Source organism: Thalassotalea marina, from assembly GCF_014656435.1.
Taxonomy (GTDB): Bacteria; Pseudomonadota; Gammaproteobacteria; order Enterobacterales; family Alteromonadaceae; genus Thalassotalea_C; species Thalassotalea_C marina.
On record NZ_BNCK01000012.1, the window covers coordinates 16,899 to 35,346 of the forward strand.

Sequence of the window (18,448 nt, forward strand, 5' to 3'; positions counted from 1 at the left end):
CTTTCTACCCTATTGCTTGGCTTACCTGTATTACAGTTAATTCCGCTGACAACTAACTTACACGATATTGTGCGGCTAGTTCACTGTACCCTAAGCCACTTTTTTTCATGACATTAATTTGCACGTCAATTCGCTCTTTTAACGCATCAATGTGGCTAATCACACCAATCATTTTACCGGTAGCGTTTAAACTGTCTAACGCATCTAGCGCTATTTCTAGGGTATCGTTGTCCAATGTGCCAAAGCCTTCATCTAAAAATAACGAATCAATTTGTGTTTTTGCACTGGCTAAGTCTGATAACGCTAATGCCAACGCCAAACTGACCAGAAAGCTTTCTCCACCAGACAAGGTTTTAGTGTCACGTACTGTGTCAGCCTGCCAAGTATCAACAACTGATAAGGTCAATTTATCTTGTGATTCACACACAAGTTGATAACGCGCATGCAAGCGTACCAAACGTTGATTAGCTAAATACACTAAATGACTTAAGGTTAAGCCTTGAGCAAACTTTCTAAATTTGTCGCCACTGGCAGAGCCTATCAGGCCATTTAGATAGGCTAAGTCGTCTACCCTTGTTTGCAGTGATTCGAGTTGCTTGCTCATGATCTGTTGTTTTTCTAGTTGTGTTTGTTGATGTTGCAATTTTTGCTGATCACGGCCAAGCTCTGTTAACACTTGTTTGATCTTGTCATCTAACTGTTCTAACTGTGTTAAACAATGTGACAATTGCTCTTCTTGAGGTAAATCAATTGCTTCATGACTATCAATAGCCTCGCTTGTTTCTTGCAACTGCAACGCGATTTCTTCCAATTTACTGTTAGCTTTTAACTTTTGTTCTTTAATTTGCTGCTCTATCGCTTTTAGCGCTTTTTTATCATCCGCTGGCATTAACGCCGCTAAAAAAGCCTGCTCATCTGCAAATTGACTTTTTGCCAACTGAGCCTGCCATGTACTTTGCAGCGACGACAGCAGCTGTTGTTTGTTCTCAAGTTGCACAGATTGCGCTTTCATACTGCCTTTAACACTATTTAGCTGTTCAAGTGCTTTATTGCAGGCAGTATCTAATTCAGCTTTCTGCTGTTTACGCGTTTTTTCGTTTGCTGACAACGTTTGACGAATTTGCTCTACCGGTTTATCACCAACTAAGCTTTGGCGCTCTTGCATTAATCGTTTGATTTGCTGCGCTATATTTTCGACCTTGGCTTTAGTTGTTTCTACTGTAGTTTGCGCAAAATTAAACTGACTTTGTACTTGGCTATATTGCACATCAATGTGGTTCAAGTTTTGCGACAATGAACTTAGCGCTTCTTGGTTTTGTTGCCACTGGTGAAGCTGTTGTTTTTTATCCAAGCACCATTGACTAAATCCTTCAATATGGAGCACATCGTTTGCTAAATAAAAGGCCAAAGGTTCACTGTGTGAAATTGGTTCAAGTTCGCGTTTTATTGACAACATTAACTGCTCAATATCACCCGCCACTTTTTCTTTTGTGGTGGTTATTTTCTGGCGCTGTTGTTCATCATTTTGCTGCTGACTTTGTAGCACCGCTAAGGCGCTTTTTGCTTCATGCAATTGCTGTTGTGCATTAACTAATTGCTGATTTGTTTCATTTAGCTGTGCTTTAAGGTTGTGATAGTTATTAAAAACAGCATTAACTCGCTCAAGCCCTACACCATTGTTTTCTATTAATTTTTTAATTACATCCGGTGTTGAAGGATACGGCAAATCATGTAACGCGTAACCAGCATTTTGCCAAAACTGTTGGTTATCTGCTTGTTCATTGGCTAACTGCAATAAGCTCTGTTGTCGATCTTTAAGTTTTGCTTCACTGGTCGCTAAATCTAACGACATCGCTTTGCCCTGAGATTCAATTGCCTCCAGTTGTTTTTTCAACTCGGCAACTCGTTGGCTATATTCATCTTCATTGGGTTCAACAGCATGGTAGTCAGCAACCAACGGATGTTCTGTCGCACCACACAATGGACATGGTGAATTCGGCTGTAAATTATTGCGATGTTCAGTGAGTGATTTAATTGTTTGTTGCTGCGTAAGAATTAGCTCAGCATCAGTTAATTGACGTTTATAGTGTTTATATTGCTCTCTGAATTGGCCAATACTCTGAGCTATTTGGCTCATATGAGTTTCTAGCCCAGTAGACTCTTGCTGGATGTTTTGCTGTTTTAGTAGCAGTTTATTTGCCGTTTCTGAGCAGTGCAAAAGTTGATTTAACTGGTGCTGGGTCTGTTGTAGTTGCTGGCTTTTTTGCTGCAGCTCAGCTTCTTGACCCACATTGACACTGGCAAGTAATTGTTGCTCTTGTTGTGACAATGTTTGAAGTTGTTTTTCATGCTTTGCAACATCAAGTGTTAACTGTTCACATTGGTTTGTCGTTGATGTTAACTGTTGTTGTCGCTGCTGAGCATTTTGTGACAACTGCTCAAGATCTTTGTCTATCGCACTAATATTGGCATTAAGGTTTTGCAATACGCTTATTTGCTGTTGCCATGCAGGCAATTTATCTTGTAACAAGGCAACATGTGTAACAGCGTTTATTTGTGTTTGCATCGCCTGTTGCTTAGCCAGTGCGGCTTCTTTTTCTTGTGTTAATTTCGCCAGTTGCTGCTGCCCAGTAGTTAACTCAAGTTGCTGCTGCTCGAGCTGTTTGTTTGTATCGTTTAACTGCTGCTGTTGAGTCGCGATGTTGCCATCAAGTGGGATCACTTTTTCAACTAATAAGTTATTCAGCGCGCTATCTTCTGTTTCTGCATTGCCGTGCTGCTCAATTAACTGGCTAACTTGTTCCGTTAAACTAAGATGTTGTTGCTCTGCTTGCTCAAGCAAAGTGGACTCTTTAGCAATATTCTCGTTAAGTTCGCTAATGTCCTTGTTCGTTTGTTTAAGGGGGGCGTAGTGCTCGTTGAGCGCTTCTGCTGGCTCTACCAATGACAACTGCGCCAAACCCTCTTGGTGCTGCGCTGTAAGCGCATCTGCCGACGCTAATTGTTGTTCAGCCGTTTTTTTATCTTCAGCCAACTGCGTTTGACGCTTAAACAAATCAACTAATTGTTGCCATGTTTTTCTTTGCTGGTTAAATTGTTTTTCGCTGGCTAAGTTAGTGGCGACCTCTTGCTCTAATACACTTTTTTCTTCATCAGATAAAAGTTCAAGCTGGATAATATTGTCTTTTAAACGCAGCAATTCATCATTGGCTTGTCGATGATTGTCGTACACCTGTTTTGAGATCAGGCTGTAAATTTCAGTACCCGTTAACTGCTCTAATAGCTCAGCGCGCTCTTTATCCGGGGCGTTTAAAAAAGCGGCAAACTGTCCTTGCGACAACATCATAGATTTAGTAAATCGAGCAAAGTTTAATCCGGTTATTTGCTCAATTTGCTGTTTAACTTCTGAAATTTTGTTGGCCAAAATAGTGCCATCAGCATCACTTAATTCAGTAACTTGCTTTTGCAACTTGCCATCAATTTGGTTTTTAGCCCGGCGTTGGCTCCAAAATGCCCGATAACCTGTGCCTTTTACTTCAAACTCAACTTCTGCCATACAATGGGCGGTATGGCGAGTCATTAACTGGTTTTGGCTTTCAGACACCAAAATACGTGGTGTTTGATGATAAAGTGCTAAACAAATCGCGTCTAAAATAGTGGTTTTACCGGCACCGGTATCGCCAGTGATAGCAAACAACGCGCTAGCATCAAACGGCGATTCTCTAAAATCAATAAACCACTGGCCTTTGAGGGAATTAATGTTTTCAAAACGAAGCGATAAAATTCTCATGAGTTTTGCTCCGAATTGTCTTGTTGGCACTGTTCAACCACCTGATTAAACAAAGTCACTAAGCGCTCTTTGCGCTCAGCCTGCCCTTCATCTTCCCATGTTTCTTGCGCCAATCGCGCGGCAAATACATCATGTGTATTGAGTTCGTCTAAGGTAATTTTATCTTCACTTTGCAATGTTTTACTTTGTGTTTTAGCGCGTCGAACCAACAATACTTCAGCGGGTAAATCAGTTAACGCTTCTTGAACCCTTGCTGATAAATCAGTTAAATAATCACTGGTATCAATGGCGATGTCTAACCATAAGGTTTGATCTTCAGTTAACTTTGCGTCACTGACTAATGCAGTTACTTTGTCTTTTAATTGCTCAAGTGCAACAGAAACTGATGCCATTGGCTGAAAAACAGGTACAGCAAGTTGCTCGACCTCAGTTAATATCCCTTGTTCAAAACTGGCAATATTGACCGATTTTTTGCTGGCGTCCTCATCAAAACTTAAAGCAATAGGCGAGCCGCAGTATCGTATATGTTCGGATTTCGCCACCTTTTGCGACTTATGGATATGTCCTAATGCAATGTAATCGACCTCAGGAAAGGCACTAGCGGGAAACGCATCAAGGGTACCAATATAGATATCTCTCACTGATTCAGAAGTTGATGCACCTACCGTAGTTAAATGCCCAGTAGCAACGATTGCTGATGCGCCACTTTCTTCTGCTTTAGCTTGCTCAATCAGCTGTTGATAATGGTCAGCAATAGCTTGTTGCAACGCTTGTTGCTTGTCCGTCGCGCTTTGCCCAGCGGTACTGGCTACAATATCTCTTGGGCGAATAAACGGAATGGCACAGATGATACAGCTGTCCCCAGCCTTATTCTCTAGTTTGACGATCTGATGAGGATCTTCATCAAAGCTCTGCGCTTTGGCAATAACGTGACAACCAAGTTTGGACAACACTGTTTTAGATTCACTGATCATAGCAACTGAATCGTGGTTACCCGCTAACACCACCAAGGGGCAATCAAGCGCGTGCATTTTAACGACAAAATCAAAATATAACTCTCGTGCATAACTTGGTGGCGTTCCAGTATCAAAAATATCCCCAGCCACCACAACAGCATCTATTTGCTGAGTTGCTATTTGCTCAAGTAACCAATCTAAGAACTGTCTATGTTCATTGAGTCGGCTTTTACCGTAAAAATGTTGACCTAAATGCCAATCAGAGGTGTGAAGAAGTCGAAATGCCATGTGTGATAAAACAGTGTTGTTATTTTTTTCTCGAATAACGCGATCTTACCTGACTTTACTAATGATAAGAATCGAATTTGCAATTTTAATCCCTGCAAGCCATAGTGAATGTCCAACAACTATCAATAAGGAAACATATCCATGGACAATACCATTGTATGGGTAGATATACCGGTGATTAATTTAGAGCGTGCGATTGAATTTTATAGCGCAATGTTAGCTCAAGAGGTAAAAAAAGAAGAGTTTGAGCAATTTCGATTTGGTTTATTACCACATTCACATACCAATGTGTCTGGGTGCTTGATTGAATCCCCCGCAGAACATATTGCTGATGTTGGCCCACTTTTATATTTTAATGTTGAAGGTCGCTTAGACGAGGCAGTGAGCAAAGCACAAAGCTTTAATGTTGAGATCATTGAAGCCAAGTTTCAAATGGGCGAACACGGATTTCGTGCTGTGCTTAGAGATACTGAAGGCAATCGAATCGCACTTCATAGTTCGGTAGGCTAATTGTGACACCAGCAGTAAAATTACTAGATAAAGCCAAAGCTGAATATCAGTTGCACCAATATCAACATGAAACAAACGCTGAAAGCTTTGGCTTAGAAGCCTGTGAAAAACTTAATCTTGCACCTGAATGTGTGTTTAAAACGCTAGTGACTGAATCTCAACAAGGCGAACTTGTTGTAGCAATTGTCCCTGTGCATCTCAAACTCAACATGAAACAACTAGCAAAAGCCAGTAAAAGTAAAAGCATGACAATGGCTGAGGCTAAAAAAGTACAAAGTACCACGGGTTATGTACTTGGTGGTGTTAGTCCTTTGGGGCAAAAAAAGCGCTTAAGCACTTTTATTGATGACAGTGCAAAGCAGCAACAAACCATTTATGTCAGTGGCGGTAAGCGAGGTTTAGAAATAGAAATTGCCCCTCACACCTTAGCCAAGTTACTTAATGGACACTTTGCACCGTTAACATCAAGTTAAACTTTCAAAGTTTATCGGTGAACTAACACTTCCTATGTTAAATAAAAGTAGATGGCAATCGTGATGCAGCAAGCGTGTCAGTTGATTGTCATATACTTGTCAGGTGTAAAACATTGCCCGCAGATAACAATTTTTTTATAACTCAAGCCGATACAACTCAAACAATGCTAATTGCAAGGAGCAACTTGTGAACCCAAATATTTGCCATTTATCGAAAGATAGAATTCAACTATTTAGAAAAAACAACGGCTGGTCTCAAGAAGTTTTAGCAAAAGCCGCTGGTGTCAGCGTTAGAACAATTCAACGAGTCGAAAAAGAAGGAAAATGTTCTCTAGAAACACATCTGGCGTTATCGTCTGTTTTTAACCTTGCTCCCAACGAGTTACTTGATAACTACCAAGGAAAATTAACAACGGTTAGTTTTCAACTGTTGATGAAACAATTAATTGGTTTTACACTAGTTGCCTGTCTAATGGCCCTAACCATTTCTATATTTGGACAGTTATCTTGGTTTATTGATGGTGTGGGTTTAGCGTTTATTATTTTATTTGCCTGTTCATGTACAGTAATTACCTTTAGCAGTACTTATTTAGTTAAATCCATTGCTGCTCTTAAATTTCTGTTCGTTCGTGATATACCTAACATGCCTATGATACAGTTTTTAAGGTTTGTCTTAGAACGTCAGATAATATTCGTGTATTTAGGGGCGATCATTTATGGCTTAATCGGCGTAATTGCTATTCATGCAAATTATCCTTGGCCATCAGTCACAACAAATCCAGAGGTATTAATGGTTAACGTCTACGGACAAAAATTAATTCCACTTTTATATGCGACCATCATTGCCGAACTTTTGCTAAGGCCGATTGTAACTAAAATAAAGGCACTTGACGTGGACACTTTTTAACCTGCAATCATTTCAAAGATATAGGAAAAGACAAACGCTCACTATCTGATGATAATAAGCAATTAACAGTATTAATTTAAAACCGCTAAATCTCGATATTTTACCGCTATATCTTCTTCAATTTTACTGATCCGCTGGTCTGTTTGAAAGGTAGTGCTTTTTAATTGTTTGATTTCAGCACCTAAGCTTTTTACTTGATCAGTCAATATTTGATTTTGTTGCGCTAGTTGTTGGTTAACGTAGCCTAGCCAAATAGCAGAGACGACAATAGCTAGAGTTAACACATAATAAAGATGGTGTTTTTTAAACATAGGAATTCCTTTATCATGGTGTACTTTTAAAGACGTAAATAACATTTTAAAAGTTTGAAATGATCAAAAATTTTTCCAATGATTCAACAAACCTTACTTTCGAACTGTTTACAGACTTTCTTTAGACACTGTCATTAAAGCGCCACCAGATCCGATAAACAAGCCACCAAATACCTTATTCATGTACCGATTAGCACCTCGTGTTAATCGCGTTTTAGCCCGTTGAGCTGCTAGCGAATAACAAAGCAGACAAGTGAATGACAGCAACATAAATGACACCACTAGGATAGAAAATTGCGTCAATAGATTCGTGTGCTGCGTAATAAACTGTGGGAACAAGGCTGTTGTAAAAGCAATAGCTTTTGGGTTGCTTAAGGCGATCGCCAACCCTTGCAGGTATGCTTTAGTTTTGCTCGCTTTAATCGGCGCAATAGTGTCAGCTTGATGGATCTTAGTAAGGCCACTACGCCACAGCTTTATGCCTAGATAAATCAAGTAACAAGCGCCCATCGTTTTGATCACAGTGAAAGCTAGTGCTGAGCTTAAAATGATCGCACTCAAACCCAGTATGGACATCGCAGACATCAAAAAAAGCCCTGAGACATTGCCTAAAATAGTCAACAACGAATGTTTCCATCCGTAAACAGTACTATGAGACGTCACCAATATCACTGCAGGCCCTGGGGTGATTGTTGCCACCGAGGCAATTGATACAAATAGCAACCATGATTGAAATTCCATTAACTGTTCCTTGTATTAATTAAAGCTTGATTACGAGCGATAAATGTTTGTTTCTATATGTTCTCTGGTAGCATTTTTATCGGGTTTGCTTTTTACAGAACGAATTTTCTCTTCGATATAATGATGTGGCAATTGATGTTCTAATGCACCAGTTAACACGTGGTTGTGATACCAATCATAAGGCTTCTTTGTTTCATCTATTTCTGTTGCAACATATAAAAACGCTGACAACATTTCTTGGGTAGCGGTTGTCACATTAACCGTTTTAACGTTATACCCCTTACCTACACCTTCAATCTGATCTAACACTTGTTTTTCATCTTGATGAAGTTGATAAAGTACACCAAAAATACTGTGTGTTTCACCGGTAAAATACGCATCACATTTAGCTGAATCATCATCACCTGTTTTATGAAATCGTAAATCATACTCAGCTAATGATGCTGGCCCTATTAATTTAGCATTGGGTAAACGGTGTAAGATCCGTTTAACCGACATATTTGAACCATAAGCAAAATAGTAAAAATGTGACTGAGTCATTATAAATCCTTACACTGTTGGCATAAGCAAAGAGCCCGCTAGCGACAATGCAAAACCAAACACTGCGCCAAGTGGAGGCGCCCAATGTTTGTTTAATCTAGACTGCGGCGCAATATCCTGAAAAATGAGATACAAGATACCACCAGAGGCAAACAACATAATTGCCCCTAAAAGAAAGTGGTATTGTGCTAGCAGAAAATACCCAAATATACCTGCAGCAGGTCCCAAAGGTACAAGCAATGCCATGACTAAAAAAGTACGTTTAGTTGAGTGGTGTTTACCCTGCGAAAGTTCTCTAAACGCGTTAAACCCTTCAGGCAGGTTCTGCAAACCGATGAGAAATGCCATTAAATAAGCACCATTTGAACCCATAGCGATCAAACCACCAAGTGCCATTGCTTCTGGCACATAATCAAGTACCAGGCCAGTTAGTTGAGGGCTTTCTCGACGACGCAACCCCAATAGTCTTTCAAAGGCAAAAAAGGCAACACCCCCCGCAAGTAAAAACAAAATACTGGTGAGTGACTTTTCTGTCGCTGCTAAACCTTCTGGTACTAAAACAAGCGCTACCGCGCCCAACATAACACCGCCACCAAATGCGACAATAAAATGTCTCAGCTCTTTTTCCAACCATTGCGGTCTTAAGTGTTCAATATTTGCAAGCAAGCCCCCAAGAGGAATACACGCACCAGCCAGACCTGTTAATATCACTATGGTAATAATGGTTTCCATCATTAACGTCCTTCATCGGCATTGGGTTTTAAAATCACTTTACCGTCACTTTTATTATTAGCGTAATGATCCAAAGCCTGAGCAAAATCTTTAAAATCAACAACCTTGTGAATATCTGTTTTAAATACCCCCGATGTAAAAAGTCGCTGAACTTTTTGACTTAGTCGATAAACTTGCCAAATACTGGCATCACCAATATATTTTGCCAGCCAAAATCCTTCAATTTTAATATCTCTAAAAATCACGTCTGCAACGGGAAATATTCCACCAAAAGGATCATGTGTTTCGGTTAAACGCCCATAAATTATTGCCGTACTTCCGTTAGGCATTGCCTTTAAACTGCGCGCGGTATCTTCAGCAGCAACAGCATCGAGCAAGACCTTGGCCTGATATTTTTGACAAGCATCCTGCAAAATTTGCTGGTAATTTTCATCACCTGTTACTAATACTTGCGTGGCACCCAATTCAATTAACTGCTCAGCATGTTGCTTATTTCGAATGCATGCTATGGTTGAAATCCCCTTAGATGTAGCATAGCGAATTACCCCTTTACCTACCTGACTGGCAGCAGCATTTAAAACAATGGCTTTTGCTCCAAGCGCTATCGCTCTTTCAACCAAACAGACCGAAGTGCAAGGGTTTACAATTAAGGTAGAGGCTTGCTCATCTGATATAGCGTCAGTGACAGGTAAACAATAGTTTGCTTTAGTGATAGCGTATTGTGCCCACAAGCCATCGTGACCAGGTTGAGCCGATAACGCTACCCGCTTGCCCACTAGGTATTTTCCATAAAAACCTGCGTTTGCGTGAACGACAATGCCACAAGCTTCAAACCCAACAAAAAGACCTGACTCAGCCTTTAAACCATACTTACCAAGTAAATGAACCAAATCAGACGGATTGACAGGGCTGGCCAAAATTTTTACTAACACTTGCCCCTTTCTCAATTCAGGAAGTTTCTTGCTTATTAACTCGATACGTTGTGAACTTGTTAACGAAGCATCGTCACTAAGCTTTAAACTAAAGCCTTTGATACTAATCGGCATTTGCTCTATTGGTTTCATAAATTGTACTTAGTGTTTTTCTTCTAGCTTAACAGTTGCATAATATGCTGCAAGTGTGATTATCAATAACAACATAATCTAATCAATAACATAGTTCCCAATACTATGTTCATGTTAATCTGATTAAAAAGATAAGGTTTTTTCATGAAATATACTCGCATATCAGCCCCAGCTGGCAAATCAATCGCGCTTGTTGCTCACGATCACATGAAAGATGACTTGATCACTTGGTGTAAAACACACAAAGAAAAGCTTCAATCACATACTTTATACGCAACTGGTACAACCGGTTTAAAATTAGAAAAAAACACCGGGCTTTCAATTCATAAGTTGATTAGTGGCCCACTTGGTGGAGATCAACAAATCGGCGCTTTGATCACGGAACAAAAAGTCGATGTAATGATATTTTTTTGGGATCCATTAGAAGCGCAGCCGCACGATCCTGACGTGAAAGCACTATTGAGATTGGCAGCCGTTTGGAACATACCAGTAGCTTGTAATGTAGCAACTGCAGACTTTTTAGTATCCTCGCCACTGTTTGATAATAGTTACACTAAAACGATTCCAGACTACCAAACATACATTGCAGAGCGCTCACAGTAAGGTTTTTACAATATAAATTTAATAAAAAAATTTATTGTTAAAACCTTGTAATTGATAGGCAATGTAGCAAGTTTTTCTAGATTGACTAAACCATAGGTGTTGTTCTGCTTATAACAACGCCTATTTTTTTGGTAACTCAAGGAAGACTTTATGAAAACTTTAACTACGCTACTTATAGCTGCAATTGTCAGTTGCACCGCATTAATTGCACACAGCAAAGACAACGAAACACCAACCTCGCTAGAGCAAGCTCAGCTGCAAACACAACAAAGCAGTGTTAACGTTAACACTGCGGATGTTGATACACTAAGCACGCTTAAAGGTGTAGGTAAAAAGAAAGCCTTAGCGATCATTGAGTATCGTGATACTTATGGTGGTTTTTTGTCAAAAGACGACTTGCTTAACGTGCAAGGTATTGGCAAAAAGATTTTAACTGATAATGCCGCTCGAATAGTTTTATAGTCAATCACGAAAAAAATAAAAGTCATTTTAACAATGTAGGTGCATTGCTATAATGGCTTTTTTTATTTGCGCCAAGAAATAATGAGTTATTTACCCTTAGAAGAATTTAAGCACGCTTGGATATTTCGCCATCAAAGTATGCCAGCCAGCTCAGAGCAACAAGCATTAATCAAACCCATGACAGCAGAACGCTCCAACGTATTATGGGACACTTTTATTAGCAAAAACGCTATTCATAGTGACGATTTTGGTAAAAACGACTGGCCAGCTAACAATGAAAATTTTTCTAGCACTATTAACTGGGAAGCTAGATGGGAAAGTGACGACAATGACCTACCGCTAGAAATTCTCGACCATATTGATTGGCAGGATAATACCACTGTGTATTATTGTTTAAATCGCAACCAAATTTTAGAAACAACTTGGGCAAACTTTAAGCAGTGTTGGAAAAACTTTTTGTTTCTTGATGATGGCACTATTTTACTGGGTAAAAAACGCGATCAAGTACTGCAATTTCATTCCACCGGTGATTGCAAATTAGGCATAAAACCTTAATTATCCCTCTTTTTGTAAATAATGCCCTGATGCTGTCATCAAGGCATTAATCTATTTGCTTAAATAGTACAAGACTTACCAGTTGTAGCTATAAGAAACCGTTAAATTAGTACCTCTTGCCGGTATATAACTGGTGTTATTGTTGTTGCGCAGTAATTGACTGTATAGCGGGAAATAATCTTTATTGGTCAAGTTTTCAACGCCAGCACTAATACTACCCCAAGGTTTTTCAACTTGAGCCATTAAATCAATAGTGGTGTATGACTTAGTTTGATGGCGGCCAAAGCCGTCTTTACCTGCTAAACGATAATCTTCACTTGCTACATGGTTAACACGCGTTTGCAACATCCAGTCATCCGCTTGATAGCTTAGTGTAATCGCCGCTTTAAATGGCGGGATCCTAAAGCCATTCATGTCTTGCCATTTTTGTGTCCCTTCAGGTTTTTCTTCACCAACAATTTTTGATGCCATCAGCGCCAAATTAAATTGATTAGTAAAGGCATGTGACGCTTCTAATTCAATTCCTTGAATTTCCTCCTCATCACGACGTAATGTCCAACCAAAGTTTTCGTTTTTCACTCGGCCTTGATCCGATGTAGATTGAAAAACTGATACATCGATTTGAGAATTATTGCCGTAATAACGCATACCAAGTTCTATATTGTCAGACGTTACTGGTTTTAGTGTACTGCTCGCAATATTAAATGCTTCATTAGCGTAACGTAATTGCAATCCAACATCAGGTAATTCAAAGCCTTGATTAAACGCTAAGTATGTACCAAAGCCATGGTCAAAATCATAATCTAGCGTTAGGTTAAGTAACGTATCTGAATAGCTAAGATCACCGCCATCAACGTTAAACCCTTGACCTAAGGTAATAAAATTATCAAATGAGACGTCAACCTTTTCACGTCGAATTCCGGCATCTAAAGTCAACCCAAACATACTGTTGTATGTATACTGCGCAAAAAAGGCATGACTATTTGTATCGGTTTCAGGCATAAATGTACGTTCGCCTTCACTAACAAAGTTTAAACCTGCTGATTTATCGTAAGCGTCAGAGTTATATACAATTACTGGCATTGCAGTTTGTTCAAGATTGACATCAATACCATAATTAAATCGATGTTGACTGACTTCTTTTGTTAACAAGGTGCGTAAGCCATAAACCTTAGTATCTAAGAAGCTTTGGGCGATATGGCCCCAACCGCCATAAGGACGGCCATCAAATGGATAAAAGTATGTTTCGTATTGACGAGCATAAGCCTGCGCAGACAAAGCATGGCCATAAACGTCTTGATCGTACCAAGCAAGGTTTACCATCAAGTTTTTCGCTTCATTTTGCTGATCTAAGCCAATACCACGAATAGCCTTAGCAGCTGATTGATAAATAGGTAATGCCGCCACTGAAGGATCTGAGGCGAAGTCTGTGTCTTGCCATGAGCGGAACGAAACCATGCCTAGCTCAAATACTTGTTCCTCACTTGGTTGATAACGAGCTTTTGCTTGAATACTAAGCTGTTTACTATCGAATAAATCCCCCTGACTTGGCTCAGGAGCTAATCGATAGCCATTGGCGTCGTAATAGCCACCAGTTACCTGACTGTCCACATCTAAACTAAATGCAAAGTTATCTTTAACCAGACCAACACTTTGACCTAAGTGATAGCCAAAACCATCAGCTTGAACTTGGCTTAAACTTGAGCCAAAACCAAAGCGCGTTTGCACGACATCAGTGGCTTTTCGAGTAGTGATATACATCACACCACCGGTAGCGCCAGAGCCATAAATCGCATTACCACCGCGAACTACTTCTATAGTCTCAATCTGCGCAGCATGAATATTAAACAGATCTCTAGAAACATTGCGATTAGTGTTCATCGGAACACCATCAATTAAAACGAGTAAGTTTCTGCCACGCATAGTTAAACCAAAATTAGTCATGGTTTGGCCACTTGGTGCCATACCAGGAACAAACTTAGCAATAATTTGTGCTAAATTTGCACTAGCACCTAATTCGCGGTTTAACATGTCATTGTCAATAATTGTTGTTTGACGCGACAGGCTTGATAGACCTTGCTGGGTACGAGAGCCATTGACTTCGATAACCTCAACCGTCGCTTTTTCTCTTACTGCACTTTGTTTGCTTTTTGTTTCAGAAATCTGAGTTAGTGATTTTTTAATCACCACCGCCTGTTCATTTTTCCAAATCGCTTTTAATGCTGCATTGCCCAATAGCAGGTTTAATGCCTCTTTAGCTGAATAATTACCGGTTAAAGGCTCAGCTTTAATACCACTAACTAAGCGATCAGAGACAAAAATTTGTACGCCAGAAACTTTAGAATATTCAGCTAAAGCTTGTTTTAAAGTACTCGCTGAAAGCTGATATTGTTTAACATCAATATACTGTTGCTGAGGGATTGTATCGGCTTGAACTTGTGAAGGAGATAACGCGAGAAAAATACTACTCGCTAATACTAATTTAGGGAAAGACTTCATAACACCTCTAATGGTAATAACAATCATTTTTATTAATACCAACGGAGTAAAACCTAAAACCCGTAACTTTATTTTAACTTTTTACTTCAATATACAATATCTCTTTGTTTTATATAGCTTTATATAAATTAAAATAGTTATAAAATCTACTTTTACTGTGACAGTAGAACGACTTTCAAGTTGTTTACGGTTAAAATAAGAGGATCTTTTTATCGAGTAATGGCTTTTGTTTTAAACCCATCCCCTCACAAATCATTTCTAATGCTAGATTGGCATTGTTGGTATTAAAACGCCCTGTTACTGGTTCGTCATGAGCTATTGGTGCAACTAACTCAATGTCTTTACCTAAATAAAGCGATATCTCTTCTAATGCTAACGACAATGGTGTTGCGTCAAAAATAATAAGTTGCTCTCGCCAGGCTAATGCCGTATTTAGCTCTTTTGCTGTTTGTTCTCGCCAGTTGCTATGGTCTTTGATGATCCCTTCCCCTTGCTCCACTACCCTAATTTGGTTTGTGACCTTATCTTTCACCTCAACACTATGTTCAGTTACTTGCACTTGAAGGTTTTGATGAGTTTTTACCGCAAAAGAGGTTCCTAATGCTTTTACTTCAACAGACAAATGTTTAACGATAAATGGCCTAGTTTTATCTGCCTTTACATCAAACCACGCATCGCCTTTTGTTAAAGTGATTAATCTTTGCTCAGATGTGTACTGCACCAAAATGTTGCTGTTTACGTTTAATTCCACACGTGAACCATCCGGCAAAACATGTGTTTTGCTTTGAATAGAAGTAAGCTCAAGTGGTACAGCAGGCGATTCCAACACCATATTTGGCATCAAAATAAACAACATGATACTCGCTGCCATTGCAAAACCTGCTGCAACCACTCGCCTATAAGGTTTTTGTTTAGCAATTAACTGCTGACGATATTGGAAAAACGCTTGTTTATGTGCTTTGTCCTGTTCAAGCCATAATGCAAGTTCGCGTTGCTCTGTAGTACTTACCTGAGCATTAACCATGATTTTTGCCCAGCGTTTTGCCGTTTTATTTATATCAAACTGTTTATTTGGCGAGTTCATAACACATCCTTGGCGATTGCTCGCTTGCTTTGGTTAATCACTTTAGCTAAAGACTTTTCTACCCAGCTAACCGAACGCCCTTTTTCTTGTGCAATTTGCTGATAAGACTGACCGGCAATTTTAGAACGATAAATTAAATCTTGTGCTATTTCAGGCTGCGAATGAATCACTTGTGAGATACTTGCTAATGACTCTTCATGTTCAAACTGCACCTCTAACGAGTATACATCTAGCTCTGGTGCTTGGCTTTCAATAGACGACATCTGTTTTTGTCGTCGAAAAAAATCGGTCACAAGGTTATTCATAATGGTTTGAATATACCCTCCCTGATTTTCTATTTCTTGCCAATTTTCAACACGCAATAATCGAATATACAAATCTTGCATCAAATCTTCCTGAACATCAGGAGACAAGTGTTTACCTGCTAGATTACGCAAAATATCTTGGTAGTGAGTTTGGTATAGGTATTCGATTGTATTTGTAGACTTTTTAAATAGAGGCACAACTAAACAGAAACAATACAGGAGAATGGCGCAATATTACTAGCGAGTTAATGCAAATGCAAAGCATTTGCATATAGAAAGGTAAAATTACATCATTACTAAAAAAACACCCAGCAAAAGCTAGGTGTTTCATAATTAAAATTGTTCAGTAAGCGCTTAATAGTTAACTGAATACTCAAGCACTACACGTCGGCCATAGCCAGAAAACTGATAGCGATAGGCTGGTAAATAAACTTCTTTGTTCATTTGTGACACCAATGGCTGATAATCTTCGTTAAGTAAGTTATCAACGCCAAAACTAAAATGACCAAACTCAGTATCTAGGTTTGCCACTAAATCGACCAGCGTATATCCATCGTACGGTGACTCATAAAAGTTGTAACCATCTTCACCACGTGGTGAAAGTTTGTCACGATCACCAACGTAGTTTGCTTGCAATCTAATTGCACCATTTTCGTTAAATTGGTAATTGGCATAGGCTGACACTTTAACTGGCGTGATCTTTGCGCTATTCATCCAATACTCAGTGTCAGTTAACTCGTTACGACGTTGACCTTCTGATTGAGAAATAGCACCGCCAAAAGTTAATTGCTCATTGATGTCATAATCGATGGTTAATTCATAACCCCAAATATTTTCATCGGCAACGATCATGCCTGCCACTTTTTTACCATTATTAGCTTTAACGTTGTAATCGTAGGCATAGCCATCTTTTACATCCGAGTAGAAAACAGCAACACTCGCTCTTAGCGCATTGTCATTAAATCTTAAACCCGTTTCATAATACTTGGTTGATGTTGCAGGAATTTCGTCGGCAAATTCTGCAACCGTATCTACAGGCATATCTCTTAGCATTCTCATATCACCGTGAGAATAACCTTGCGAGTAACTAGCAAACAATTCACTACTATCAGACAGGCTGTAAACTAAACCAAAGTTAATTAGTGGCTTATCAAAGTCAATGGTGTCACCTTCTTTCGCCACTAAAGTCTTAGTTTTACGCATGTATCGGTTATAATCGGGCACTTCAATGTCAAAGTTTTCATATCGTAAGCCCGCCTGAATCGTTAATTGATCAGTAACTTGTTGCCAATATTGCACAAATGGACTTAATTTGGTTTCCGTTATATCACAAATTGAACATACCTTTTGCGATACCAAAATGTCATTTCCTGCGTCATCAGTGCCTGTAATTACATCACGTTGACTCGCTTGTTCAGTATTATCGGTGGCAAATTCAACACCATAAACTAAACGGCTTAATTCATTTATCCGCCATTGAAGCGCAGCTTTAATACCTGCTCGTTCCGAGGTGATTCTAGAGCCTGCTTCATAATCGATATCTACTTTACTTTTATAAGCAGAAAGACTTAACTCTTGACCAAATAAATCTTGATGTTGATACGTAAACTGCACCGTAGTGAGTTTTGTACCAGGATTAGTGCCTTCGAAAGGCTTACTGGTGTCAATTGCAACAAGGCCGTTTTCATGATTAACAATACGGGCATACTGCAACTTGTTCTCAATATTGTAGTGATGCGCTAAAAAGGCAAAACTAGAGTCTTCAAACTCTTTGTCTAACTTAACTAATACATCGTATTCGTCAGCATTACCCATACCGCCTTGACTGTTTGGCGCACCAGGTAATCGATCGCCATTAGCATCGTACAAATTTCCGCGGTCTTTACCGGCTAAGTTAATTAAAAAACCAACATCAGATTTACTGCGGCCAGAAATAGTTTGAGAAAAACTATACCCCGTATCTGAAAGCTCATCCATAAAGGCTTCAGCGCCAACGCGTGTAGTAAAGGATATTTCACTTGAAGCTTTTTTAGTGATGACATTAATAATTGCACCTGCTTCACCGTTGCCGTATAGCGCGCTAGCACCTTTAATCACTTCGATGGATTCTATTGCGTCTACGGAAATTGACTGTAAATCGCGACCACCTGCCCTAAGCGTAGTAGAAACAAGGACACCGTCGATCATAACAATCGCTTTACCACCTCTGAAATTTTGTCCAAACGTTGACATTGTCTCAGTGCTCGGTGAAAAGCCAGGTACAACATTTGAAATAATTTCACTTAAGTTACGAGCAACCGCTTTTTGAATTTCTAAATCTTTGGCAGAAACAATAAATACTGAATTTGCGGTGTCGCTGAGCTTTTGCTCAAAAGGAGATGCCGAAACGGTTAGTCTTTCAATGTTTTTGTCATTGGCGAAGGAGACACTGGCATGTGATGCCAGTAAAGTAGTAATAACAGAACTTAAAATACGTTTTTTCATAAAATACAAATAAATACAAACCAATACAATTGAGAGTGGTTATTATTTACATTTTTATTATTAATACAAGGTTAATTTAAAAAAATTTAATTAATTTATTTTCTAGCCAACATGTTTGGAAATTTATAAAGGCAATTTTGGCAG

At 39.2% G+C, this 18,448-nt stretch carries 17 protein-coding genes; 6 read left to right on the forward strand and 11 right to left on the reverse strand.

The window, feature by feature from the left end; translation table 11 throughout:
• Positions 1–52 precede the first annotated feature (52 nt).
• Both IE199_RS19980 and sbcD read right to left on the reverse strand, forming a co-directional pair.
• Entirely contained in the window at positions 53–3,790 is a 3,738-nt protein-coding gene (locus tag IE199_RS19980; protein ID WP_189774270.1) for an SbcC/MukB-like Walker B domain-containing protein, read from the reverse strand.
• Positions 3,787–5,034, reverse strand: a complete 1,248-nt coding sequence (sbcD, locus tag IE199_RS19985) for an exonuclease subunit SbcD (protein ID WP_189774272.1) — start codon at positions 5,032–5,034, stop codon at positions 3,787–3,789. The genes IE199_RS19980 and sbcD overlap by 4 nt, the downstream gene beginning before the upstream one ends.
• Before the next feature lie 141 nt (positions 5,035–5,175).
• Between sbcD and IE199_RS19990 the strand changes: the two genes are divergently transcribed.
• From IE199_RS19990 to IE199_RS20000, 3 genes are all read left to right on the forward strand, one after another.
• Positions 5,176–5,544 carry a VOC family protein gene (locus tag IE199_RS19990; protein ID WP_229854868.1) on the forward strand — a complete coding sequence of 123 codons (369 nt, stop codon included), beginning with the start codon at positions 5,176–5,178 and terminating at the stop codon, positions 5,542–5,544.
• A gap of 2 nt (positions 5,545–5,546) precedes the next feature.
• Positions 5,547–6,017: a Cys-tRNA(Pro) deacylase gene (gene ybaK / locus IE199_RS19995; RefSeq protein WP_189774281.1), complete on the forward strand. Its 471-nt coding sequence runs from the start codon at positions 5,547–5,549 to the stop codon at positions 6,015–6,017.
• Positions 6,018–6,204: 187 nt separating this feature from the next.
• A complete protein-coding gene (locus IE199_RS20000; protein ID WP_229854869.1) occupies positions 6,205–6,924 on the forward strand; it encodes a helix-turn-helix domain-containing protein in 720 nt (239 codons plus the stop codon).
• 71 nt (positions 6,925–6,995) lie between these two features.
• Here the strand turns inward: IE199_RS20000 and IE199_RS20005 are convergent, their stop codons facing one another.
• From IE199_RS20005 to IE199_RS20025, 5 genes are all read right to left on the reverse strand, one after another.
• A complete protein-coding gene (locus IE199_RS20005) occupies positions 6,996–7,235 on the reverse strand; it encodes a hypothetical protein (RefSeq protein WP_189774283.1) in 240 nt (79 codons plus the stop codon).
• 108 nt (positions 7,236–7,343) lie between these two features.
• On the reverse strand, positions 7,344–7,976 hold the full coding sequence (locus IE199_RS20010) for a LysE family translocator (RefSeq protein WP_189774285.1): 633 nt from the start codon (positions 7,974–7,976) through the stop codon (positions 7,344–7,346).
• 30 nt (positions 7,977–8,006) lie between these two features.
• Positions 8,007–8,516: a gamma-glutamylcyclotransferase family protein gene (locus tag IE199_RS20015; RefSeq protein ID WP_189774287.1), complete on the reverse strand. Its 510-nt coding sequence runs from the start codon at positions 8,514–8,516 to the stop codon at positions 8,007–8,009.
• Between the two features lie 9 nt (positions 8,517–8,525).
• On the reverse strand, positions 8,526–9,251 hold the full coding sequence (locus tag IE199_RS20020; protein WP_229854870.1) for a ZIP family metal transporter: 726 nt from the start codon (positions 9,249–9,251) through the stop codon (positions 8,526–8,528).
• Positions 9,251–10,312 (reverse strand): zinc-binding dehydrogenase, encoded by a 1,062-nt coding sequence (locus IE199_RS20025; protein WP_189774289.1) that lies wholly within the window; start codon positions 10,310–10,312, stop codon positions 9,251–9,253. The genes IE199_RS20020 and IE199_RS20025 overlap by 1 nt, the downstream gene beginning before the upstream one ends.
• Before the next feature lie 144 nt (positions 10,313–10,456).
• Between IE199_RS20025 and IE199_RS20030 the strand changes: the two genes are divergently transcribed.
• The 3 genes from IE199_RS20030 to IE199_RS20040 all read left to right on the forward strand — a co-directional run bounded on the left by IE199_RS20030 (position 10,457) and on the right by IE199_RS20040 (position 11,932).
• Positions 10,457–10,915: a methylglyoxal synthase gene (locus IE199_RS20030; RefSeq protein ID WP_189774291.1), complete on the forward strand. Its 459-nt coding sequence runs from the start codon at positions 10,457–10,459 to the stop codon at positions 10,913–10,915.
• A gap of 150 nt (positions 10,916–11,065) precedes the next feature.
• Positions 11,066–11,377, forward strand: a complete 312-nt coding sequence (locus IE199_RS20035; protein ID WP_189774293.1) for a ComEA family DNA-binding protein — start codon at positions 11,066–11,068, stop codon at positions 11,375–11,377.
• Positions 11,378–11,458: 81 nt separating this feature from the next.
• Positions 11,459–11,932 carry a DUF2947 domain-containing protein gene (locus tag IE199_RS20040; RefSeq protein WP_189774295.1) on the forward strand — a complete coding sequence of 158 codons (474 nt, stop codon included), beginning with the start codon at positions 11,459–11,461 and terminating at the stop codon, positions 11,930–11,932.
• 75 nt (positions 11,933–12,007) lie between these two features.
• On the opposite strand, the gene IE199_RS20045 is transcribed toward IE199_RS20040, so the two are convergent.
• The 4 genes from IE199_RS20045 to IE199_RS20060 all read right to left on the reverse strand — a co-directional run bounded on the left by IE199_RS20045 (position 12,008) and on the right by IE199_RS20060 (position 18,304).
• Positions 12,008–14,431 (reverse strand): TonB-dependent receptor, encoded by a 2,424-nt coding sequence (locus IE199_RS20045; RefSeq protein WP_189774297.1) that lies wholly within the window; start codon positions 14,429–14,431, stop codon positions 12,008–12,010.
• A gap of 190 nt (positions 14,432–14,621) precedes the next feature.
• Positions 14,622–15,515: a FecR family protein gene (locus IE199_RS20050; protein WP_189774299.1), complete on the reverse strand. Its 894-nt coding sequence runs from the start codon at positions 15,513–15,515 to the stop codon at positions 14,622–14,624.
• Entirely contained in the window at positions 15,512–16,018 is a 507-nt protein-coding gene (locus IE199_RS20055; RefSeq protein WP_189774301.1) for an RNA polymerase sigma factor, read from the reverse strand. Before IE199_RS20055 ends, IE199_RS20050 begins: the two co-directional genes overlap by 4 nt.
• Positions 16,019–16,174: 156 nt before the next feature.
• Complete coding sequence (locus IE199_RS20060; protein WP_189774303.1) at positions 16,175–18,304, reverse strand: TonB-dependent receptor; 2,130 nt, start codon at positions 18,302–18,304, stop codon at positions 16,175–16,177.
• Between the last annotated feature and the right edge of the window lie 144 nt (positions 18,305–18,448).